Source organism: Embleya sp. NPDC059237, from assembly GCF_042754105.1.
GTDB lineage: Bacteria > Actinomycetota > Actinomycetes > Streptomycetales > Streptomycetaceae > Embleya.
In genome coordinates this window covers 450,213-472,048 of the sequence record NZ_JBHZAE010000003.1, presented here as the reverse complement: position 1 = coordinate 472,048, position 21,836 = coordinate 450,213, and the positions used below count along the sequence as shown (strand labels likewise).

The window sequence follows — 21,836 nt, the reverse complement described above, 5'->3', positions numbered from 1 at the left end:
CATCCGCCGAGGTGCGCGGTGTCGACGTGGCGCGGCGGCCGGTCGTACAGGATCCCACGTCCGGTGCGGGCTCAGCGCCCACCGGTACGAATACGCAACACGTCGAGCGAGTCCGGCGGCGCGTCGGGGTCGTCCTCGTCCGCGCGGGCCAGCGCCACGTGCGCGGCACGCGAGGCGGTGACCACGTCGGGCCAGCGCGGGTGGGTGAGGTAGGCGGGCGCCGGGGCATCCTCGCCGACGTCGTGCAGCACGCCCAGGATCTCCCGCACCGCGGCGTCCACCAGGGCGGCCTCCTCGGCGTCGGTGACCAGGCAACCGATGTAGGTGGTCGCGGACCAGCGGTCCAGCCAGGAGTCGCCCACCAGGCGATAGACGGCGTCGGTGATCGAGCCGTACTCCGGGCGGCCGGCCAGCCAGGACTCGCGCTGGAACGTCGGGTCGCCGAACATGTGCAGCGCGGAGCGGACCTGGGCCCGCCAACGCCACCACGGAACGGTGCTCTGGCGCATACCTGCCATCGTGGCGCCTCCTCCCCTGTCCCCGCTTCGGTTTCACCGATCCGATCCGGTCGCGTTCCGGATCCGATCCCGACCGGATCCGGTCGGGATCGCCCGGATCGCCTCGAATCGCCACCGATCATGCCGCAGACCGGGTCGATCCCGCCGGCGGGGCGACGGCCCGGCCGGCGGGATCGACCCGGTCCCCGCGGTCCGGCGCGGTCAGTCCACCACCTTTATGGTGATCAGCCCGCGCTCGTCGTCGAACACCCGCAGCGCGGCCACCGCGAAGCCCGGGTGGTCGCGCATCCAGTTCTGCGCGGCGAGCAGGATCCGGGCCGCGCTGTTGAAGACCTGCGCGGCCTCCGTCGAATAGTCCCCCGGCAGGTGCGAGGACAGGTCGGTGTCGATCGCGACCTCGTACTTGCCCTTGTGGTCCAGCGTGAGCCGCACCTGCTGGAGGTGCGCGCCCTCCGCGGTGGTGTGCAGCGCCGCCAGCATCGTGGCCCCGTAGTCGTCCGCGGCCGGCTTGCGGTCGTCCCGTTCGGCGCCGAGCCGGAAGTCGATCGCGTCGCGGTCCGAGTCCAGGATCTCGATCCCGCCCACCCACAGCGCCGGATGGTCCTCGGCCCACTGCGCGGTCTCGGTCAGCAGCTTGCCCGCCCGGTCCCGGACCAGTTCCTCGGCCTGCGTGTTCGAGCCGTTGCCCCGGACCAGGTCGGTTTCGAGCGTGACCTTGTAGACCTTGTACGAGCTGACCACCCGGATCTTGGTGACGTGGCCCCCGTGCGCCGTGGTCCGCAGGTGGGTCAGCAACTCGCTCCCGTATGCCCCCGATTCGGGGGTGTCGCCGGCGGCGGCGGGCGGCACGACCGGCGGCACCGTGGCGGGTGTGCCGCCCGGCGGCACGGTCGCGGGTGCGCCGTCCGCCGCGACCGTCTTCGGCGCGGGCGTGCCGATCCGCGCCGCGCTCGGTCCCGCGGTGGCGACCGTGTCGGCGACCTTGCCGGCGTCCGGCGATCCGGTACACGCCGCGGCTCCCACCACGGTGGTGGCGAAAAGCACGACCGCGGACAGTCGTGTGCGCTTCCGTATGCGTATCAAGGTTCGTGTTCACCCCCTGTCACCCAGCCATGGTGCGGGTTGGTCCTCGGCTCCTACCAGGCGGGGGGTAGCGTGCGGAGGAAATATACCGCTTTGCCGGCGCCCCGACCGGCACCTTTCGCCCATGACGGGCGTCCGGGCCGGGCCGGGACGCCCGGCCGAGGCGGGGTCAGGGATCCACGGCCAGGCGGTAGCCGCGCTTGGTGACGGTGAGGACCAGGTCCGCGTACGGCCCGAGCGCGGCGCGCAGTCGGGCGATCGCCGCCTCGACGGCGTGCTCGTCGGTCCTGGGGTCCGCCCACACCCGGCGCAGCAGTTCGGCCCGGCCCAGCACCCAGCCCGGCTTCTCGGCGAGGGCGCGCAACACGGCGCCCGGGACCGGGGGCAGCCAGATGGTCCGCCCGTCGACCAGGACCGCGTTGCCCTGGACGACCAGCCGCCGGGTGCCGGTGTCCAGCTCCCGGCGGGCCCGCGCGGGCAGCGCCTCGGCGATCGTGCGCACCAGCGAGCCGATCCGCCCGCGCTCGGGCCACACCGACTCGACGCCCAGGTCGGCCAGCGGACGCGCGCACACCGGGCCGATGCACACCGGCAGTACGTCGGCGCGCAGCGCGGCCAGCACCTCGGCGCGCCGGCCGGCCGTCTGCGCGGTCTCCAGGAACGCGCCGATGGCGGGCGCGCTGGTGAAGGTGAGCGCGTGCACCTCGTGCCGGACGGTCTGCTCCACCAACCGGCGCACCGCGCCCGGATCGTCCGGCGGCCCCCAGCGGAACACCGGGATCTCCACCACCTCGGCGCCGCGTTCGCGCAGCCCCTCGGCGAAGCCCGGGGCCGGCGCGCCGTGCTCCTGGACGGCGATCCGCCGCCCGCGCAGATCGCGCGCGAGCAGCCAGGCCAGTACCTCGCCGCGCGAGTCCGAGCCGGGCGAGTACACCTCGCGCAGCCCGCTCGCGCGCACCGCCGTGGTCGCCTTGGGCCCGCACCCGACCACCGCCGCGGCCCGGCAGGCGCCGGCCAGTCGGGCGCCGCGCCCCCACCCCTCGGCGGCGCCGAACCAGCCGCGCCAGCCCACCCCGGTGGTGGCCACCACGTAGTCGAGGCGGCGGTCCAGGGCCCGTTCGGTGGCCCGGCGCAGGATCGGATCGTCGGCGGGCGACACGATCCGTACGGTGGGCGCGTCCACCACCTTGGCGCCCAGGTCCCGGAGCAGCGCGGCGAGTTCGTCGCGGCGCCGGGCCGCGGTGACGCCGATGGTGAACCCGACCAGCGGCGCGGCCCCCGTGCCTGTCTCCATGGGGTGAGACTCGCCGACGTGTGTTACGTCCCTGTTGCCGGACGGTCACGCGGGAGTTAGCGCGTGGGTCGATGGGCGGGTCGGCCGGGGCCTGCCCCGGTGCGCGCGGCCCACGCGGCTCGGGTCGGTTCGCGTCCGCGGCGCCCGGGTCGCCTGCGCGGCGCGGTGGGCGCTCGGAAGTCGCCTGCGCGGCGTGGCGGTGGCTCAGAAGTCGCCGGCGCTGCGCTTGCCGAGGTTGTTGTCGGCCGCGATCGGGTTCCACAGGCCGACCACCTTGTTCTTGGCGGTGGTGGCCCGGCCGCCCGCGCGGTCGGCGGCGCGCTTGTGGTCGGTGTACTCGGCCTTGTGGTCCTTGCAGCCGCCGCGGGCCATCTCGGTGCCCCAGGCCGCGAGTTCGCGGTCGGACTCGGCGGATGCGGTCCACGCCTCGCGCAGTCCGGCGACCAGGTCGGCGCCGCGGGTCAGCTTGTCGGTGGCCAGCTTGTCCAGGCCCGCGAGCTGCTCGTCGCGCTGCCGGGCCGCCTCGTTGAGCGACTGCGCGCCGGCCGCGGGGTCGTCGCACTTCTGGATCTTCTGCACGGCCTGCGACACGACCTGTCGGGAGCCGGCTCCCGACTGGAGGAGGCGGTCCACGGCGGACGCCTGCGCGGCGCTCTCGCTCGCCTTGGCGGGTGGCGCCGACGTCCCGGGCGCCGCGCTCCCGGACGTCTCCGGCTTCGGACCGGCCGTCGCGGCGGCGCCCTTGTCCGCCTTGTCGCCCTTGTCGTCGTCGCCGAACGCGCCGCTGGCGAACACCCCGATCGCGGCGACCACCACGAGCGCCCCGACGCCGGCGGCGATCAGCGGCGTGCGGTTCCGGCCCGGTCCCGGGTCGCCGTGCTCGACGGGCGGGACGGTACGCGGCCCGTACGGCGGGGCGGCCGGTTGCGGCGCGGCATACCCGGCGGACTGCGCGGCGGGATACCCGCCGGACGGCGGCGCGGGCTGCCCCGAGTAGGCCGGCCGGATCGGCGGCGCGGGAATGCCGACCGGCCCCGTGCCGGCGGACGGCGGGCCGGCCACCTCGTCCCGGAACAGGCTCACCTCGAACACCTGGGTGGGGTCGGCCGGCCCCGCCGGCTGCGGCCCGGTCCCGGGCGGCGCCAGGGGCGAGCCGGCCGCGGCCCCACCCGGCGGCGTATGCATCGGCCGCGGCGGCACCTGCCCGGGCGCGGCCGGCGGCTGCGGCTGCCCCGGGTAGCCCTGCTGCCCGGGAAACGACTGGTGCCCCGCATACGACTGCTGCCCGGGATACGCCTGCTGCTGCCCCGGATACGCCCCCTGCCCGTACTGCTCCGGCGGCCCCTGATCCGCGTAGTCGTCGAATCTCGGCAACACCTCGGTCTCGTCGCGCGGGAGTTCGAGCGGGCCGAAAGGCGACGGCCCCGGCTGCCCGCCGTTCGGACCGTGTCCGCCCGTGCCGCCGTCCGCTGCACCGGATCCCATGCCACCCACCCGTTCGTCGCCTCGAAGCCGTCGCACCGGGGCGTCGCGCGACCGGCCGAATCGTCCGGCGGCCGCTCCCCCGGTCCGCCCGACGGTAACTCAGTCGTTCGAGTGACGAACAGCGGCGCGTGCCGCGACCGGGCCCCGCCAAGGGTGTTCGGCGACCCCGGTGACACGACCCGCCGCAGGTGGGCGGCGGTGTCGGGCGATCAGACCGGGACCGCGTGCACCGCCTCGGCGAATTCCCGGACCAGGGGTTCGTCGCGATGCGGCTCCAGCCGGCGCTGGAAGTCCTTGAGGTATTCGAGCCCGCGCGCCGAGTGCAGCCGGCCCACCAGGTCCAGCGCCTCCGCGCCGACCGCGCACGCCTCGTCCAGCCGGTTCTGCTGCAGGTGCGCGGTGGCCAGCAGGAGCGTGTCGACCGCCCGCCGGCGCACCCGCGTGTCGGCGTGCCCTTCCAGCGCCGCCCGGGCCGCGGCCTCCGCCTGCCGGGGCCGGTCCAGGTCGCGATAGCAGTGCGCGAACTCGTCGGACAGGTACGCCTGCGAGAAGTGGCTTATCCACGCCGGGTCCTCGTCCGGCAGCGCCAGGTCCATCGCGGACTGGGCCCGGGCCAACGAGCCCTCGCATGCGCGCGCGTCGCCGAGCAGCGCGTGCCCGCGCGCCTCGGCGGCGTGGAACATCGCCTGGGTGGTCGGCGTGGCCTCGTGTTTGGCGCCCTCCTGCGCGGCGCGGGCGAGCTGGGTGATCTCGCGCGGATTGCCCAGGCTGCCCGCGAGATGGCTCATCCCGGCGGCCAACACGTAGCCCCCGTAGGCCCGGTCCCCCGCGGCCTGGGTCAACCGCAGCGCCTGGATGTAGTAGCGCTGGGCGAGTCCCGGCTGGCCGGTGTCCACGGCCATGTAGCCGGCCAGCTCGGTGAGCCGGGCCACGGCCGCGAAGAGGGCACGTCCCGTCTCGTCGGAATAGGTCCCGTTGAGCAGTTGCGTCACCACACTGCCCAGGTAGTGCACCACGACCGGGCGGATGTGCCCGGCGCCGAAGCGGTGGTCGAGCGCGGACAACATGTCCGTGGTCGCGCACACGGCCTCGATGTCCGAGACGCCCACGCGCGGCCCGCCGATCCGGGCCACCTGCGGATCCGGCTCGGTGATCAGCCAGTCCCGGCTGGGCGCGACCAGGGCGGCCACCGCGACCGAGGAGTTGAGCAGGAAGTCGCGCCGGTTGACGTCGCTGCGCCACAGCTCGGTGACCACCTCGACGGTGGCCGCGGGGGTGGCGGCGAACTGCAGGCCGACGTTGGTCGCCAGGCTGCGACCGTCGGCCATGCCGATCTCCTCGACGGTCACCGGCCGGCCGAGCTTGCGCCCGATCGCCTCGGCGATCAGGTTCGGCACCGCGCCGCGCGGCTGCTGCCCGCGCAGCCAACGGGCCACCGAGGTCTTGTCGTAGCGCAGGTCCATGCCGTGTTCGGCCCCGCACATGTTGACCCGTCGGGCCAGCCCCGCATTCGAGCAGCCGGCCTCCTGGATCAGTGCCGTCAATCTCTCGTTGGGCTGCCTTGTCGCCTGCGTTCGCGCGGCCATCGGTGTTCCCTCCCCGACCGTTGGTGCGGGTTTGCGACATGCGGGATCGGCGCGACGGGGGCTTGCCCGGTCCCGTCGGGTGCGCGCCCGATGCCTGGTGAGTCCGTTGTGCGAATCGAGCGGACGTCGTCCGTCCGCCGGGGCCCCTGGTACGGGGAATCGCCGTTGCCGCCCGGCAGTCGGACGAATGGTTCATCCGCGTACGGAGCGTAGTGACCCATATAGAGCAGCGGATAGGGCACCCTTCACTGCGCCCCCCGATCTGCACCCATGCGCCCCCCTTGCGCCGGATGGCCGGCGATGATCCCATCGCCCCTGATCACCCCGTTTCCGTCGGCCGGCGCGCGCCCGCGCGACGTGCGACCCGGTGCCGGTGCCGGTGCGCCGTGTGGGTGGCCGCGAGTGCGCCCTCGCCCGGCCGTAACCATCCCGTGGTCCCACAGTTGTGCAGCACGTGGAAGACACCCTGGGGGCCCGGCAGATCGCCCGCGACACGCTTGTTGAGACCGCAGTCCGCTACGCCGAGGACCGGCACTGGGACGTGGTTCCCGGCGCCTCGGTGGTCGAGCACAGCGCGGGGCGTCGGTGCAACTGCGGCCATCCCGGGTGCGCCACCCCCGGCGCGCATCCGATCCTGCGCGACTGGGCGGTACAGGCGGCCAGTTCGCCCGCGCTGGTGCGGCGCTGGTGGGGCGAGCACCCCGACGCGGCGATCCTGCTGCCCACCGGGCGCGGGTTCGACGTGATCGACGTCCCGGAGCAGGCCGGCTGTCTGGCGCTGGCCCGGTTGGAGCGGATGGGCCTGCCGCCGGGCCCGGTGATCGCCACCCCCACCCGGCGGCTGCAGTTCCTCGTACTGCCGGGTGCGCGGGACAAGATGGGCGAGATGTTGCGCCGGATCGGCTGGGGCGCCACTTCGATCGACCTGATCCCCAAGGGCGAGGGCGACTGGGTGGTGGCCCCGCCGTCGCGCATGGGCACCTCCGGCAGCGCCGCGTGGGCGCGCGAACCCACCGAGCTCAACCGCTGGCTCCCCGAGGCCCGCGAACTGGTCAGCCCGATCGCGTACGCGTGCGGCCGGGCAATGGCCGAGGCACGCTAGGCCGAGCGCACCGGACGTATGGCGAAGGGCCCTCCCCACCGAGACGACTCGGTGGGGAGGGCCCTCGCGCGAACCACGGCCGGCCGGCCGCGAGCGACGCGCGCCGCGGCCGGCGAGCCGCGCCTAGCGCGCCGCCACGAACACGTGCGAGGCGACCTCGGGGGGCAGCTCGGCGGCCTCGCCACCGCTGCCCGCCATCACGCCGCCCGCGGACTCGTGCACACTCACCACCGCACCGGGACGAATCCCGGCCCGGCGCAGCGTGTACATCAACTGCGCGTCGGTCTGCAGCGGCTCGCCGAGCCGCCGCACCACGACGTTCTTTCCTTCCGGCCCCGCCGACTCGAGGAGCGTGACGAGGCCGCCTTCCTTGAAGGAGTCGGCGTGCAGTTCCCGGTCCAGTTCCTCCAGGCCCGGGATCGGGTTGCCGTAGGGCGATTCCTTCGGATAGCGCAGCAGTTCGAGCAGGCGACGCTCCACCTGCTCGCTGATCACGTGCTCCCAACGGCACGCCTCGGCGTGCACCTGTTCCCAGGGCAGCCCGATGACGTCCACGAGCAGGCACTCGGCGAGTCGGTGCTTGCGCATGACCCGCGTCGCGATTCCCCGCCCCTCGGCCGTCAGTTCCAGATGACGGTCGCCCTCGACCGTCAACAACCCGTCCCGCTCCATTCGTGCCACGGTCTGGCTCACGGTCGGCCCGCTCTGCTCGAGCCGCTCCGCGATCCGCGCCCGCAGCGGGACCACACCCTCCTCCTCCAGCTCGAAAATCGTCCGGAGGTACATCTCCGTGGTGTCGATGAGTCCACTCACGACCAGCGGCTCCGTTCTTGGTGGTCCTGCCGTGCAATTCTGACGCACCTGGACCGCCGATGCGGACGTCCGGCCGATCGGGTCCCCGCGGCTTTTCCCGGCACACGCCGTCCCGTGCACTCCGCCGCGTCATCCGTACGTGTGCCCAGCCCCGGTGGGTACACGTTGTCGGGTGCGTACGGTCATAACGTTCCGATATGCCATTGCCATCCCGGAAGACCTCGCGTCGCGCGGAATCCACCGATCGAGTGCGCCGCGTCCATGTTCTCTGGTTGCGTCGCGATCTGCGGCTGTCCGATCACCCCGCGCTGCACGCCGCGGCCGGCACCGGCTTCCCCGGTACCGGGGACGGGGCGCCCGCCCGGGTGTTGCCGCTGTTCGTGCTCGACCCGGCGGTGTGGGACGCCGCGGGGCCGGCGCGCCGGGCGCACCTGGCCCGCTCGCTGCACGCCCTCGACGCCGATCTGCGCGAGGCGGGCGGGCGGCTGGTGGTCCGCGCGGGCGAGCCGGCCCGGGTACTGCCCGCACTGGTGCGCGAGAGCGGCGCCGCCGAGGTGCACGTCACGACGGACTTCGGTCCCTACGGCCGGTCCCGGGACGCGGCCGTGGCCGAGGCGCTGGACGTACCCTTGCGCGCCACCGGATCGCCGTACGCGGTCGCCCCGGGCCGGGTGCGCAAGGCGGACGGGACGCCGTATCGGGTGTTCACCCCCTTCCTGCGCGCGTGGGCCGAGCACGGGTGGCGCGAGCCGCTGCCGCGACCGAGCGACCTCGCCTGGGCACACGCCGACTCGGACGACCTACCCGCCGCCCCCGAGCCGGCCGGGGTGGACCTGCCCGAGGCGGGCGAGCGGGCGGCGCTGGCCGCCTGGCGGGGGTTTCGCGCGCGTGGCCTGGACCGCTACGCGGAGCTGCGGGACCGGCCCGACCTGCCCGGCACCTCGCGGTTGTCGGCGCACCTGAAGTTCGGCGAGATCCACCCGCGCACGCTGCTCGCCGACTGTCCCGACGCCACGTTCCGGTCCGAGTTGGCCTGGCGCGAGTTCTACGGCGACGTGCTCTGGCACCACCCCGAGACGATGCACGAATACCTGAACCGGGACCTGGCCGGCATGGCCTACGACACCGGCCCGGACGCCGACGTGCTCTTCGACGCGTGGCGCGCGGGCCGAACCGGCTTCCCGTTCGTGGACGCGGGCATGCGGCAGCTGCTCGCCGAGGGCTGGATGCACAACCGGGTGCGCATGGTCGTGGCGTCCTTCCTGGTCAAGGACCTGCATCAGGAGTGGACGCGCGGCGCGGCGCACTTCATGCGACACCTCGTGGACGGCGACCCCGCGTCCAACAGCCACGGCTGGCAGTGGACCGCGGGCTGCGGCACCGACGCGTCGCCGTGGTTTCGCGTGTTCAATCCGATTCAGCAGGGGCGCCGGTTCGATCCACAGGGCGACTACGTGCGCCGGTACGTGCCCGAGTTGCGGCACATCGCGGGCCGCGCGGTGCACGAGCCGTGGCGGATCGGGGTCGACGGCTATCCCGATCCGATCGTGGAGCACGCCGAGGAAAGACGCGTCGCACTCGACCGCTACCAGGCGATCCGGCGGTAGGGTGCCGGATCCGCGTTCGCACGGCGGATCCGTATACGAAGCTCCGAGGACGAAGTTCCTGACGAACGGGAGGACCGGGGATGGTCGAGCTGGGCGCACGCTACCTCGACGCGGCGATCGGGCTGCTGGAACGGCTGCGGGACGTCGAACTGCCCACGATCGACCGGGCCGCGGACCGGATCGCCGGTGCCCTGGCGGAGGGCGGCCGGCTGTTCGTGTTCGGCGGCGGGCACTCCGCGCTCGCCGCGCAGGACGTGGTCTACCGCGCGGGCGGCCTGATCCTGGCCAACCCGCTGATCGCCCCCGGCAACGAGCTGACCGTGCGTCCGATCACCGTCAGCAGCGCGGTGGAGAAGCTGGCCGAGCTGGCCGGTCCCGTGCTGGACGGCGCGGGGGTGCGCGAGGGCGACGCGCTCGTGGTGATCTCGCTGTCCGGGCGCAACGGGCTGCCGGTGGAGCTGGCCCGGCGGGCGCGCGAGCGCGGCGCGCTGGTGATCGGCCTGACCTCCGTCGAGGCCAGCGAGGCCGAGCCGGCGCGGCACCCGTCGGGCACCCGGGTCCTCGACAACTGCGACATCGTCCTGGACACCGCGATCGCGGTCGGCGACGCCGCGCTGGAGGTGGAGGGTGTGCCCCAGCGGATCGGCCCGACCTCGGGTGTGGTGTGCTCGGCGGTGATGCAGACACTCATGGTCGGCGTGATCGGCCACCTGGTCTCCCGGGGGATCGAACCCCCGGTGTTCATGTCCGCGAACATCGACGGCGGCAACGCGTGGAACGAGCGGTTGCTGGCCGAACACGCGGACCGGATCTTCTATCTGAGGTGAACCCGGCAGTGCATCCCAACGCACGGTCCCACTCCCCCGAGCAGACCTCGTCCGGCGCGGGCGACGCGGCCGACCCCCGCTGTGCCCCGCTGGTCGTCCCCGGCCGCTTCAACGGGCCGCCGGGCATGGGCAACGGCGGCTACCTGGCCGGCCTGCTGGCCACGCGCGCGGTCGGCGGGATCGCCTCGGGGGTGGCCGTGACGCTGCGCCGCGCGGTGCCGCTGGACCGTCCGCTGGCCCTCGCGCACGACGCCGCGAGCGGGACGCTGACCCTGGCGGAGGACGCGGGGGCGATCGCGGAGGCGATCCCGGTCGACCCCGCGCTGCCGCTGCCCACCCCGATCGACCCGGTCACCCCCGCCGAGGCGGCCGAGGCGAGCCGGTCCTACCCGGGCTTCGCGACGTGGAACCCGTACACCGACTGCTTCGTGTGCGGCCCGGATCGGGCCGAGGGCGACGGCCTGCGGCTGTTCCCGGGCATGCTCGCCGACCGCCCGGACACCAACGCGTGCGTGTGGACCCCACACGGCTCGCTGGTCGCGCCGGACACCGGCCAGGTGTCGCCGGAGTTCGTCTGGGCCGCGCTGGACTGCCCCGGCGGCTGGACCGGGATCGACCGCGACACCGCGCTCCTGCTCGGCCGGATGACCGCGCACGTGTACGCGCTGCCCTATCCGGACGAGCCATGCGTGGTGCTCGGCCGGCTTCTGGGCCGGGACGGGCGCAAGGTACGCACCGCCACCACGCTCTACGACGCCGAGGGCCGCCCGGCCGCACACGCCGAACAGGTGTGGATCGCGCCGCGCACCTGACCCGCCGCGCCGCCCGCGCTACGGCTTCGGGTCGCGCCCGTCGTAGCGCCAGAAGTCGCGCCACCGCAGCGACAGCACGATCACCAGCACCACACACGCGATCCCGCCGCTGACCACCGAGATGCGCTCGGTGGTCAGCGAGGCCACCGCCCCGGCCTCGAAGTCGCCCAGGCGCGGCCCGCCGGCGACCACCACGATGAACACGCCCGCCAGCCGCCCGCGCATCGCGTCCGGCGTGCCGACCTGCATGATCGTATTCCTGAACACCATGCCGACGGTGTCCGCGCAGCCCGCGCAGGCGAGCAGGATCAGCCCGAGCCACAGCGGTCCGCCGAGTCCGAACGCGGTGATGCACAACCCCCACGCGAGCACCGCGACGACCACCGCGCGTCCCTGGCGGTACACCCGACCCAGCCATCCGGAGAACAGCCCGCCGACGAGCGCGCCGACCGCCGGCGCCGCGACCAGCAGGCCGACCGTGCTCGCCCCGCCGCCGTACAGGCCCGCGGCCATCGCCGGGAACAGCGCGCGGGGCATGCCGAAGACCATCGCGACGATGTCGGTCAGGAACGTCATCCGGATGTTGGGCCGACTCCGCAGAAAGCGCAGCCCCTCGCGTACCGAGGCCCGTTTGGGCCCGCCCTCGGTACGGTCCGGCGCCATCGACGGCAGCCGCCACATCGCGTACAGCGCCGCGGAGAACGCGATCGCGTCGATCAGGTAGGCGGCCTGGAAGCTCCACAGGCCGATCACCAGACCGCCGAACATGGGCCCGACCGTCATCGCGAACGCCATGGCTATCGAGTTCAGCGCGTTGGCCGACGGCAGGCGGTCCGCGGGCAGCAGCTTGGGGATCATCGACGTGCGGGCCGGATTGTTCACCGCGTAGAAGCCGGACTGCACCGCGACCGCCGTATACAGCAGCCACACCTGGCCGAGGTCGAAGAAGGCCTGTAGGGCCAGCACGACCGACACCGCCGAGAGCCCGCCGGCGGTGACCAGGCCGACCAGGCGCCGGTCCAGGCTGTCCGCGATCGCCCCGCCGAGCAGGCCGAACACGATCAGCGGGACCACCGCGCACAGTCCCACCACGCCGACGGCGAAGTTGGAGCCGGTCAGGTCGTACACCTGGATCGCGACCGCGACGGCGGTCATCTGCTGCCCCAGCGAGGACACCGAGTGGCCGAACCACAGGCGGCGGAAGTCGGGGAACTCGCGCAGTGGACCCAGGTCCACGAGCACGGATCCGGCGCGGCGTCCGGAGGGCTTCCTCGCGGCGGGCCGCGATGCGTCCGGCGGCGGGTTCGGCGATGCGTTCCGCGCCGGGTTCTTCGAGGTGTCAGGGGCAGAGGGCATCCCCACATCCAAGTCCAGTGTGCCCTGCATCTATTCCTGGATTCGGTGTGGGATCGGGCACCCCGTAAATCCGTTGCACCCGCCCCGACGCCGATCTAATCTCACTGGCACACGGGAGAGGAGGTGGTCTGAAGTTGCATAGCATTCGGACGCGTGAGGTGGCTGCCCGCTAGCCGCCACTCCGGTTTACCGGCTCGGCAGGCCCCGTCGTGAGTGCACCGCGACGGACGCAGGCAGGCGGCCGGCAACACCAGGCAGACACCCGACCCGCAGGTCGCCGGGATCGTCCCCCGGCCTTCGTCCCACCTCACCGAGGTGGACGGAGAAGCGACCTGCGGGTCGCTGTCGTTTCCGGCCGGTTTTCAGGATCGGCCGGCAGGACCCGCTTACCGGGGCCTGCTCCGCAGAGCCCGCCTCACGGGCTGAGTCGCTCGACCCGCCACGACACGTCCCCGCCGCCGTCGCCCTCGCGCAGGTAGCGCAGCCGGTCGTGCATCCGGTTCTCCCGCCCCTGCCAGAACTCCACCGTCCCGGGCACCACCCGAAAGCCGCCCCAGAACTCCGGCACCGGGATGTCGTCGATGTCGGCGAACCCCGCCTCGGCCTCCGCGTACCGCTTCTCCAACTGCTCGCGCCCGGCGACCGGCCTCGACTGCTCGCTCGCCCAGGCGCCGATCCGCGAACCGCGAGGTCGGGAGCGGAAGTACTCGGTGGTCGCCTCTCGGGACACCCGTTCGGCGGAACCGGTGACGATCACCTGGCGGGCCAGCGCGTGCCACGGGAAGAGCAGGCTCACCGCCGGGTTGGCGCCGAGTTCGACGCCCTTGCGCGAGCCGTAGTTCGTATAGAAGACGAAGCCCCGCTCGTCGAACTCCTTGAGCAGGACCGTGCGGGTGCTCGGCCGCCCGTCCGGCGTCGCGGTCGCGACCACCATCGCGTTCGGCTCGGGCAGCTCGGCCCGGGCCACCTCGGCCAGCCAGGCGGTGAACATCGGGAAAGGGGTGGCGGGCAGGGCGCCGACGTCGATGCCCTCGCCTCGGTAATGCCGACGCATCGCGGCAAGCTCGGTGAACTCCACGGACAACGAGTACCACTCGGGGCCGACCGGCGGCACGACCACCCCCGACCGGGTGACGTCCGGCAATCCCGTCCCGGGTGGGTTTGTGCCCCACCTCACTCGCCCCGGCGCGTTCCGAAGTAGGTCGTCTCGATATCGAGAGATATCCTGAACAACGGACTTCGATCGGCCCATACCTTCAGGCGAGGCACCATCCCGGCCTCGCCCGGACCGACCGGAACACCTCCCCGAACCACCGGTGGATCCCAGGTGCGAAGCCTGATCGGCACCCTGCTCCCCGGCCTCGTTCGGGGGAAGACACGGTGTGGCGGGGCGGGGTATGAAGGACCCGGCCACAAGTCAGTCGAGATCGCATGAGGAGTCGCCTGATGTCCGAGTTCGTACCCGGGCTCGAAGGAGTCATAGCGTTCGAGACGGAGATCGCCGAACCCGACAAGGAGGGTGGCGCGCTCCGGTACCGAGGTGTGGACATCGAGGACCTCGTCGGCCACGTCTCGTTCGGCAATGTGTGGGGCCTGCTGGTGGACGGGGCGTTCAACCCCGGTCTGCCGCCGGCCGAGCCGTTTCCGATTCCCATCCATTCCGGCGATGTCCGCGTGGACGTGCAGAGCGCGCTGGCCATGCTGGCTCCGGTGTGGGGTCTGAAACCGCTGCACGACATCGACGACGCCCAGGCGCGGGACGACCTCGCCCGGGCAGCCGTGATGGCGCTGTCGTACGTCGCCCAGTCGGCCCGCGGCCTGGAGAAGCCGATGGTGCCGCAGAGCGAGATCGACAAGGCGCAGACGATCGTCGAGCGCTTCATGATCCGCTGGCGTGGCGAGCCGGACCCGCAGCACGTCAAGGCGGTCGACGCCTACTGGACGTCGGCGGCCGAGCACGGCATGAACGCGTCGACGTTCACCGCGCGCGTGATCGCGGGCACCGGTGCCGACGTCGCGGCGTGTCTGTCCGGCGCGGTCGGCGCGATGTCCGGCCCGCTGCACGGCGGCGCGCCCTCGCGCGTACTGCACATGATCGAGGAGATCGAGCGCACCGGCGACGCCACGGCGTACGTCAAGGGTGTCCTGGACCGGGGCGAGCGCCTGATGGGCTTCGGCCACCGGGTGTATCGCGCCGAGGACCCCCGTGCGCGTGTGCTGCGGCGCACGGCCAAGGAGCTGGGGGCACCTCGCTACGAGGTGGCCGCGGCGCTGGAGAAGGCGGCGCTCGAAGAGCTCCAGGCTCGGCGTCCCGACCGGATCCTGGCCACGAACGTGGAGTTCTGGGCCGCGGTGATGCTGGACTTCGCCGAGGTGCCGGCGCACATGTTCACCTCGATGTTCACCTGCGCCCGCACCGCCGGGTGGAGCGCGCACATCCTGGAGCACAAGCGCACCTCGCGCCTGGTCCGCCCGGCCGCCCGCTACATCGGCCCGGGCACCCGCCCGATCACCGAGGTCGCGGGATACGACGACACGGTGCGCAACCTGAAGCACTGACCGGCGCTCACCGGCACCGATCTCCGAGCACGGATCGCTGCTTCTCGACGCTCCGAACGAAACCCCGTTCCTCACGAGGGAACGGGGTTTCGCCGTCTTCCGAACGCGGCCGCAAGGCCCGATCAGGCCGCCCCACCGCCGTGAATCCGCAGCCTTCGTCGACAACGCAACGGGTGGGCGGGTGGGCACAAACCCCGCGAAGCGGGGTCAGCCACGCCCCTCCAGGATGGCCACCTGCCGCGCATCCGACGCCCGCGGACACGTACTGCACAGCGCAGCCGAATCAAGCGTGTACCAAAGACAGCACACGCTTTGCGTGCGATTGCAGTGGCTACGCCCCTCGGTCCCCGCAAGCACCCGAAACCCCGCCTCACGCTTGAACCGACCGACATCCCCCGGAAGCAGTTCCCCCAGTTCGCGCACCGCGCGGTCACCCTCACCAAGCGTGCGCCCCAGATACCAGACGCCGCTCACCACCTCGTCGGCCACCATCGACCACAACACCCGCTCGCCCCGACGCAGATGCGGCCGGAACGCCACCAGCAGCGGCTCGACGTGTTCGGCCACCCGATCACGCAGCAACGCCCGCAGCGCCGCCTCGTCGGCCACCACTCGCGCGCCGGGCGCGTTCGCGTCGGGGTCGTCGGGCAGACAGGCGAAGGTGTTCGAGGTGACCGTGAAGGAGCGGCCCACCCGCTCGGACCCGGGCGCGATCCACACCTCGTCCAGGGCCACCAGCGGGACCCGGCGGCACAGGAACCACGGGCCGGTCAGCATCAGGCAGGCGTACCAGGCGTAGCCGTGCAGCGCCCACATCGCGATCGCGTCGGCGCGCGGCTCGGCCGCCAGGGTCGCGCCGATCCGGGTGCGCTCGGCGGCCAGCATCTCGGCGAGCACGTCGGGGTCCTCGGCCATCCGCGAGGCGTGCAGCATGCCGACGGCGGGGCGTCCGGGCTCGACGGTGATCAGCGCACACGCGGCACCGAGCGCACGGAAGGTCTCCGCGAACGCGGGGCACGGCGCGGGCTGACGAAGATCGAGCACGGACATGATCCGAAGGTAAGCCTTGCCTAACCTCGTGTCCACACGGGTCGGCCCGACATTCCCCCCTCGGGGCCGGCTCCACCCTTCCGGGGGAGCCGTTCGCGGGGCGCACGATCCACGCGCGCGCCCCGCGAACGACCCGACGCGCGGGTCAGGAGCGTACCGACACCGGGGCGTCGTCGGGTTGTTCGTCGTCGACCCGTTCGCCGGCCTCCTCCAGAATGATCCGGCCCATCAGTTCGTAGCGCTCCGGGCTCCGGGCCCGCATGTACAGCGCCAGCGCGATGCCGCCGACGAAGACGCCGCCGACGATGTACGGAGTGAGCGTGAACAGCAGCGAGTCGGAGGCGGCGCCGGCGGCGGTCTCCATGTTCTGCAGGAGCAGCACCACCACCGCGATCATCGCGACGCCGCCGAGCAGCGGGGCCAGGAAGGTGCGGAACCAGTGCGCCGTCTCGGGGTGGTTCTTCCCGACGTGGAAGTAGCCGATCACCGCGAACGAGCACAACGTCTGCACGATCAGGATGGCCATCGTGCCGAGGATCGCGAGCAGTGTGTAGAGGTGTACGTACGGGTCCTGATCGGTGATCAGGAACAGCAGCACGATGCCGGTGGCGATGATGCTCTGCACGAACGAGGCGAAGTACGGCGAGCCGTGCACCGGGTGGGTGTTGCCGAGTTTGCGGGAGATGAAGCCCTCGCGGCCGATCGCGTACAGGTAGCGCGCCGCGCACTGGTGGAAGGCCATGCCGCAGGCGAACGAGCCGGTGATCAGCAGCCACTGGAACCAGTCCACCGCCCAGCCGCCGATGAAGTCCCCGGTCGGGCCGAAGAAGACGTCCAGCGGGGCGGACCCGCTCGCGATCTCCTTCGACTTCTCCAGGCCGCTGCCGTCGATCGCCATCCAGGAGACGAACACATAGAACAGGCCGACGCCGATCACCGAGATCAGCGTGGCACGCGGGATGACCTTCTTCGGGTTGCGCGACTCCTCGCCGTACATGGCGGTGGACTCGAAGCCGACCCACGACCAGAACGCGAAGAACAGACCGAGCCCTGCCGCGCCCTTGAACGCGTTGGCCGGGTTGATCGGCTCGGCGGACAGCCCGTCGGGCCCGCCGCCCTGGACCAGCACCGCGATCGCCATAGCGGCGAGCACCGCGACCTCGGCGACCAGCAGCACGCCGAGCAGACGCGAGGTGAGGTGGATGTCGAACCAGGACAACACCGCGGTGACCGCGAGCATGCCCAGGGCGTAGATCGACCAGTTGAGGTCGACGCCGAACTGGGCGTTGACCGTGGTGTCCGCGAAGTAGGCGAAGATGCCGACGATGGAGGCCTCGAAGACCACGTACGCCAGCACCGCGAGCAGTCCGGAGGCCATGCCCACGACCCGGCCCAGGCCGTGTGAGATGTAGCCGTAGAAGGCGCCCGCCGAGGTGATGTGCTTGGCCATCGCAACGTAGCCGATGGAGAACACGCTGAGCACCAAGGTCGCGAACAGGTAGCCTGCGGGGGCGCCGATGCCGTTGCCGAAGCCGACCGCGATCGGCAGGTTTCCGGTCATCGCGGTGATCGGTGCGGCGGTGGCGATCGCCATGAACACGACGCCGACGAGCCCGACCGAATTCGCCTTCAGGCGTTGGACCTGCGGTGGCGCCGGGGATGCGACCTCGGGGGTTTGTCCCGCGTCGAAGTGGCCGGACATCCCACCTCCCTACTGTGCGTGGGGAAAGAACTGATGGCGTGTCAGCTTCGACCCCGGGGCCACACCGTCACAATTGACAGCCTGTCAGGGATCGGACCGATTCGCCCCTTGCGCTGTCGGTGCGGTGACACGCCGTGCGGGAGCCTTCCCGCATTGCCACCGGCTCGACCCCGCCGGGTGCCGGGACCGGGCGGGCCGGCAAGCCATAGGGTCGGTCGTCATGGATACCGCCACGCCGGAACTGACCTATGGCGACATCAGGAACGCCGCCGAGCGCATCGTGGGGCTGACCCAGCCGGTCACCCTGATGCCCATCCACCCCTCGCCGCACGTGTGGCTGGCGCTGGAGTACATCCAGCACACCGGGTCGTTCAAGGCGCGCGGCGCGGCGAACTTCACCACCGCGCACATCGAGGCGGGCACCATGCCCGAGGCCGGCGTGGTGATCGCCTCCGGCGGCAACGCGGGACTGGCCTGCGCGTGGGCGGCGCGCAGCGCGGGGGTGCGCGCGACGGTGTTCCTGCCGGAGACGGCGCCGCGGATCAAGGTGGAGCGGCTGCGCTCGTACGGGGCCGACGTGCTGCTGGTGGGCCGGGAGTACGCGGACGCCCTGGAGGCGTCCGCGCGGTTTGCCGAGGAGACGGGCGCGCTGTTGTCGCACGCGTACGACAATCCGCTGATCGCGGCGGGCGCCGGCACGCTGGTCCCGGAACTGGTCGCGGGGGTGCCGGGCAAGCTGGACACGATCGTCGTCGCGGTGGGCGGCGGCGGCCTGTTCGCGGGCGTGGCCACCGCCGCCGAGGAACACGGGATCCGCACGGTGGCCGTCGAGCCGGAGAACTGCCGCGCCCTGAACGCGGCCCTGGAGGCGGGCGAGGTGGTCGACGTCCCGGTCGACTCGGTGGCCGCCGACTCCCTGGGCGCCCGCCGCGTCTCCACCACCGCCCTGGCCACCGCCCGCCGCACCGGCGCCTTCTCGGTCCTGGTCTCCGACAAGGCCATCATCGAATCCCGCCAGGCCCTGTGGGACAACTTCCGCATCGTCGTGGAACACGCCGCCGCCACGGCATTGGCCGCCCTGTCCACAGGCGCGTACACCCCGGCCCAGGGCGAAAAGGTCGCCGTAATACTGTGCGGCGCCAACACCGACCCGGGCGATCTGGTCTGAGCGGCCTGCCGGGCGGGACGGGCCGAGTTACTCACCGCCGGAGGCGACGAGCAGCCGCTCAGAGGGGAATGATCCGCCCGCATCCGGATCCTCCCTCAGTAGTATCTGCACATGGTTGACTACCTGGTCGTGTCGACGGCGGCGGAATCGCACGAAGCGGCGATGCGACTGGCTCAGTCGGCTGTCGCTGCAAAACTCGCTGCGAGCGCCCACGTGACCGGCCCGGTGTCGTCCGTCTTCTGGCATGAGGGGCGACTCGGCGAGGGCGAGGAGTGGCAGACGTCCTTCAAGACCACGGCAGCCCGCTACATCGAACTCGAAGCTCACATCCTGGAACGCCATCCGTGGACGAATCCGGAAGTCTCGGCCGTGCCGTTGGTCTCCGGGTCGGCACCATACCTGGAGTGGATCGGCCGTACCGTCGCCTCCGATCGGGTCTAGGGCCTGGCCGACAACCGCTCGAACACGGCTGCTACCGGCGGCAGTGTGCGGTGTGGAGCCAACTTCTCGAGGACGGCGACGGCTCGTTGTCGGGGGCGAACCGATCCGACTCCCGTCGACAGATCGAGCGAATGGGCGATCGTCACGGCAGCCTGCTCGACCTCGCCCGCGCCGGCGTAGGCATCGGCAAGCCACGTCAGGTAGAGCGCCTTGTCACGAGCGTGGCTGTCGTCGAATCTCCGCAGTACGTCTTCGAGCACCGGAACGGCGCGTAGCGGCCTGCGGAGTTCGGCCCAGCAACGCCCGGTCATGATCCGAATTTCGTCACGGTCGACCCAGACCGACCAATCCGGCTGGGGTTGGTCGTCCGCGCGGTCCAACGCCGCCTCCGCCATCGCCAGTGAGCGCTCCGCCTCGGCCGTCCGGCCATCGGCGGCACATGCCCATGCGAGTCGTTCCAGCAACAATGCCTGCACACTCCGGGGCGCTCGACGTCCTGCGGTTTCGCACGCGGCAGCCGCCAACTCCACTCCGGAACGATCATCGCTCACACGCTGGTAGGCGCTGTAGGCGAGCGCGTTCGCGGCAAGAGACCTGTCTCCGGCTTCACGCGCCGCAGTCAGACTTGTCTCGTAGAGCTTGGCGGCCTCGTCGTGCCGTCCGGCGTCGAACGCGGCCCACCCCGCCTGCTGTGCTTGCTCGGCGACGAGCGCCACCAATGCCCGCCCGGTGGCTTCGTCATAGCCGGTCGTCCGGATGATCGCTTTGGTGAGGTCGAGTTCCGCCTTGTACAGATCGTATGTCTCGCCCCCACCCAGAAAGTTGTCGAGTCGACGCAACCGCGCTGTGCGCGCGGAAAGTTGACGTACGGTGCTCAGTCCGATGCGATGACCGATCGCCGACGATGGAGCCGAGTCGGTTGCAGTTGCGAGGCCCATCGTTGCCATGGATGCCTGCACGAACTCTCGACGCAGCACGCGATCGTCTCCGTCCTGGCCCCAGGGGCGGTTGACTCGTAGAGGTGACGTCACCTCTACCGTAAGGCCGGGGACACGCGCGGAACGGCCGGACTCGTCGTCGAGGTTCCAGCCGAGAGACGAGAAGGTCTGCCCGGTTGTGCGTTCCAGGATTCGGCGGTACGCCGGTCCCGGCATGCGAATGGTGCCGTCTTCAAGATGAGCCACATAACGCCAGTTGCATGCACAGTTGAGACCCAACTCCCGTGCCGCCTCGGCCATCGACAGAGCGAACTCCTCGCGCGTTTGGTGGCGTACCTCTACGCGTAGTCGACGCAGGACGGTGTTCGGTTTCCTGTTCTCGGTGACAGCCAACGAGACTCCGAAGCTTACGGGGGACTAATGGTCACCCACGGTAGCGCTCGATATGCGGTAAGAGTGAGCCAATGTCATATTCGCGCACGGTGGAACGGCATACCGATGGCATGCGACGGTCATGGATCTCGCCGGCTGCTCCTTTGATGCTGATGGCATGGGCACAACACGAACGGGTCGACCCGGCGTACGGCACGTGGTCAGGCGGGTTCCATCAAAGAACGACGAGCGGGATGCCGCTCCCGAGCAGGCGTGGTCGGAGGCTGACGGGCAGCTGAGTCCTGGGGAGCGGTGGTTGGGGGCGACGCTTCGGGGGCCGGGGTGGGTGCCGGTCTGGGTTCGGCAGCGGGCTTGGGAGGCGCATCCGGAGGCGGTGCGGCAGGTGCGGGCGTTGACGTGGGCGGCTTTGGCGGATTGGAATCTGCTGGAGTTGACCGACGATGCGATGTTGTGCGCTTCGGAGCTGGCGACGAACGCGATCGTGCACGCGGGGATGCCGGATCAGCAGGTGGGGTGGACGCGGCGGTCGTTTACCGTGCGGTTGTCGTTTTGGCCGAAGCGGGCGGTGGCGATCGAGGTCCGGGACGACGATCCTCGGCCGCCGGTGGTGCCGGGGCGGTGGGTGATGGAACCGTCGGCGGCGGCGCCGGAGCGGATCGGCGGTTCGTTGCGGGGGTTGCGGATGGTGGAGGCGGTCTCCGATCTGGTGTCGTGGGGTCCGCTCGGAACGGGCGGCAAGGCCGTGTGGTGCCGGTTCGACCTCGAACCACGGGGATTGGCACGGCCGTTCACGATGACCGGGAATCGCTGACGATCGCCGGTGCCGTCGGAGAGGGTGATCGGATGGATGACACGACGAACCACCCGAACGGTGACGCCTCCACGCGATCCGTGCCGGATCGCGCCGGCGAGAACGTCACACCCGCCGAGCGGCGTGCTCGGGCCGTCCGGCGAGCCTGGCATGTGCGGGCCGCGCGGGAGTGGGATCACGAGGAGTGGTGGCGGCTTCGTCAGGCGGAGAAGCGCGGTGATGCGTGATCTTGTCTCGTCTCCGGCCGCTCGGGACCGGTACTCGTCGGGTGCGCGCCTTGGCCGGCTCTCA

The 21,836-nt window shown here is 71.9% G+C and carries 20 protein-coding genes; 9 read left to right on the top strand and 11 right to left on the bottom strand.

Going from position 1 to position 21,836, the window contains the following annotated elements:
- Window positions 1–71: 71 nt before the first annotated feature.
- The 5 genes from ACFXKZ_RS12705 to ACFXKZ_RS12685 all read right to left on the bottom strand — a co-directional run bounded on the left by ACFXKZ_RS12705 (window position 72) and on the right by ACFXKZ_RS12685 (window position 5,966).
- Entirely contained in the window at window positions 72–509 is a 438-nt protein-coding gene (locus tag ACFXKZ_RS12705) for a hypothetical protein (protein WP_380000014.1), read from the bottom strand.
- A gap of 210 nt (window positions 510–719) precedes the next feature.
- The gene (locus tag ACFXKZ_RS12700) at window positions 720–1,562 is read right to left on the bottom strand and encodes a hypothetical protein (protein WP_379999427.1); all 843 of its coding nucleotides are present in this window, start codon (window positions 1,560–1,562) and stop codon (window positions 720–722) included.
- A gap of 208 nt (window positions 1,563–1,770) precedes the next feature.
- A complete protein-coding gene (locus ACFXKZ_RS12695) occupies window positions 1,771–2,895 on the bottom strand; it encodes a uroporphyrinogen-III synthase (protein WP_379999425.1) in 1,125 nt (374 codons plus the stop codon).
- Between the two features lie 204 nt (window positions 2,896–3,099).
- Window positions 3,100–4,380: a hypothetical protein gene (locus ACFXKZ_RS12690; RefSeq protein WP_379999423.1), complete on the bottom strand. Its 1,281-nt coding sequence runs from the start codon at window positions 4,378–4,380 to the stop codon at window positions 3,100–3,102.
- 209 nt (window positions 4,381–4,589) lie between these two features.
- Window positions 4,590–5,966 (bottom strand): transcriptional regulator, encoded by a 1,377-nt coding sequence (locus tag ACFXKZ_RS12685; RefSeq protein WP_379999421.1) that lies wholly within the window; start codon window positions 5,964–5,966, stop codon window positions 4,590–4,592.
- Between the two features lie 445 nt (window positions 5,967–6,411).
- On the opposite strand from ACFXKZ_RS12685, the gene ACFXKZ_RS12680 reads away from it, so the two are divergent.
- Window positions 6,412–7,068, top strand: coding sequence for a bifunctional DNA primase/polymerase (locus tag ACFXKZ_RS12680; protein WP_379999419.1), 657 nt, complete (start codon window positions 6,412–6,414; stop codon window positions 7,066–7,068).
- 123 nt (window positions 7,069–7,191) lie between these two features.
- Here ACFXKZ_RS12680 and ACFXKZ_RS12675 read toward each other — a convergent pair whose 3' ends face one another.
- Complete coding sequence (locus ACFXKZ_RS12675; protein WP_078976746.1) at window positions 7,192–7,881, bottom strand: metal-dependent transcriptional regulator; 690 nt, start codon at window positions 7,879–7,881, stop codon at window positions 7,192–7,194.
- A 272-nt stretch (window positions 7,882–8,153) separates the two neighbouring features.
- On the opposite strand from ACFXKZ_RS12675, the gene ACFXKZ_RS12670 reads away from it, so the two are divergent.
- The 3 genes from ACFXKZ_RS12670 (at window position 8,154) to ACFXKZ_RS12660 (ending at window position 11,127) form a co-directional block, all read left to right on the top strand.
- Complete coding sequence (locus ACFXKZ_RS12670; RefSeq protein ID WP_379999417.1) at window positions 8,154–9,488, top strand: cryptochrome/photolyase family protein; 1,335 nt, start codon at window positions 8,154–8,156, stop codon at window positions 9,486–9,488.
- 80 nt (window positions 9,489–9,568) lie between these two features.
- Window positions 9,569–10,315 carry a sugar isomerase domain-containing protein gene (locus ACFXKZ_RS12665; RefSeq protein WP_379999415.1) on the top strand — a complete coding sequence of 249 codons (747 nt, stop codon included), beginning with the start codon at window positions 9,569–9,571 and terminating at the stop codon, window positions 10,313–10,315.
- A gap of 8 nt (window positions 10,316–10,323) precedes the next feature.
- Window positions 10,324–11,127, top strand: a complete 804-nt coding sequence (locus tag ACFXKZ_RS12660; RefSeq protein WP_379999413.1) for a hypothetical protein — start codon at window positions 10,324–10,326, stop codon at window positions 11,125–11,127.
- A gap of 18 nt (window positions 11,128–11,145) precedes the next feature.
- On the opposite strand, the gene ACFXKZ_RS12655 is transcribed toward ACFXKZ_RS12660, so the two are convergent.
- Complete coding sequence (locus tag ACFXKZ_RS12655) at window positions 11,146–12,357, bottom strand: MFS transporter (protein WP_380000012.1); 1,212 nt, start codon at window positions 12,355–12,357, stop codon at window positions 11,146–11,148.
- A 541-nt stretch (window positions 12,358–12,898) separates the two neighbouring features.
- On the bottom strand, window positions 12,899–13,537 hold the full coding sequence (gene pdxH, locus ACFXKZ_RS12650; protein ID WP_380000010.1) for a pyridoxamine 5'-phosphate oxidase: 639 nt from the start codon (window positions 13,535–13,537) through the stop codon (window positions 12,899–12,901).
- 392 nt (window positions 13,538–13,929) lie between these two features.
- Here pdxH and ACFXKZ_RS12645 point away from each other — a divergent pair, with 392 nt between their 5' ends.
- Window positions 13,930–15,042, top strand: coding sequence for a citrate synthase 2 (locus tag ACFXKZ_RS12645; protein ID WP_078976741.1), 1,113 nt, complete (start codon window positions 13,930–13,932; stop codon window positions 15,040–15,042).
- Between the two features lie 207 nt (window positions 15,043–15,249).
- Here ACFXKZ_RS12645 and ACFXKZ_RS12640 read toward each other — a convergent pair whose 3' ends face one another.
- Together ACFXKZ_RS12640 and ACFXKZ_RS12635 are read right to left on the bottom strand one after the other, a co-directional pair.
- On the bottom strand, window positions 15,250–16,092 hold the full coding sequence (locus ACFXKZ_RS12640; RefSeq protein ID WP_379999411.1) for a (2Fe-2S)-binding protein: 843 nt from the start codon (window positions 16,090–16,092) through the stop codon (window positions 15,250–15,252).
- Window positions 16,093–16,237: 145 nt separating this feature from the next.
- Window positions 16,238–17,794, bottom strand: a complete 1,557-nt coding sequence (locus ACFXKZ_RS12635) for an APC family permease (RefSeq protein ID WP_379999409.1) — start codon at window positions 17,792–17,794, stop codon at window positions 16,238–16,240.
- Between the two features lie 220 nt (window positions 17,795–18,014).
- Between ACFXKZ_RS12635 and ACFXKZ_RS12630 the strand changes: the two genes are divergently transcribed.
- Entirely contained in the window at window positions 18,015–18,962 is a 948-nt protein-coding gene (locus tag ACFXKZ_RS12630) for a threonine/serine dehydratase (RefSeq protein ID WP_379999407.1), read from the top strand.
- 111 nt (window positions 18,963–19,073) lie between these two features.
- Window positions 19,074–19,403 (top strand): divalent-cation tolerance protein CutA, encoded by a 330-nt coding sequence (cutA, locus tag ACFXKZ_RS12625; protein ID WP_379999405.1) that lies wholly within the window; start codon window positions 19,074–19,076, stop codon window positions 19,401–19,403.
- Here the strand turns inward: cutA and ACFXKZ_RS12620 are convergent.
- The gene (locus ACFXKZ_RS12620) at window positions 19,400–20,734 is read right to left on the bottom strand and encodes an XRE family transcriptional regulator (RefSeq protein WP_379999403.1); all 1,335 of its coding nucleotides are present in this window, start codon (window positions 20,732–20,734) and stop codon (window positions 19,400–19,402) included. The two genes, cutA and ACFXKZ_RS12620, sit on opposite strands and share 4 nt — an antisense overlap.
- A 295-nt stretch (window positions 20,735–21,029) precedes the next feature.
- Between ACFXKZ_RS12620 and ACFXKZ_RS12615 the strand changes: the two genes are divergently transcribed.
- Together ACFXKZ_RS12615 and ACFXKZ_RS12610 are read left to right on the top strand one after the other, a co-directional pair.
- Window positions 21,030–21,545 (top strand): ATP-binding protein, encoded by a 516-nt coding sequence (locus ACFXKZ_RS12615; RefSeq protein WP_379999401.1) that lies wholly within the window; start codon window positions 21,030–21,032, stop codon window positions 21,543–21,545.
- 32 nt (window positions 21,546–21,577) lie between these two features.
- Window positions 21,578–21,772, top strand: a complete 195-nt coding sequence (locus ACFXKZ_RS12610) for a hypothetical protein (RefSeq protein WP_379999399.1) — start codon at window positions 21,578–21,580, stop codon at window positions 21,770–21,772.
- Window positions 21,773–21,836: the final 64 nt, after the last annotated feature.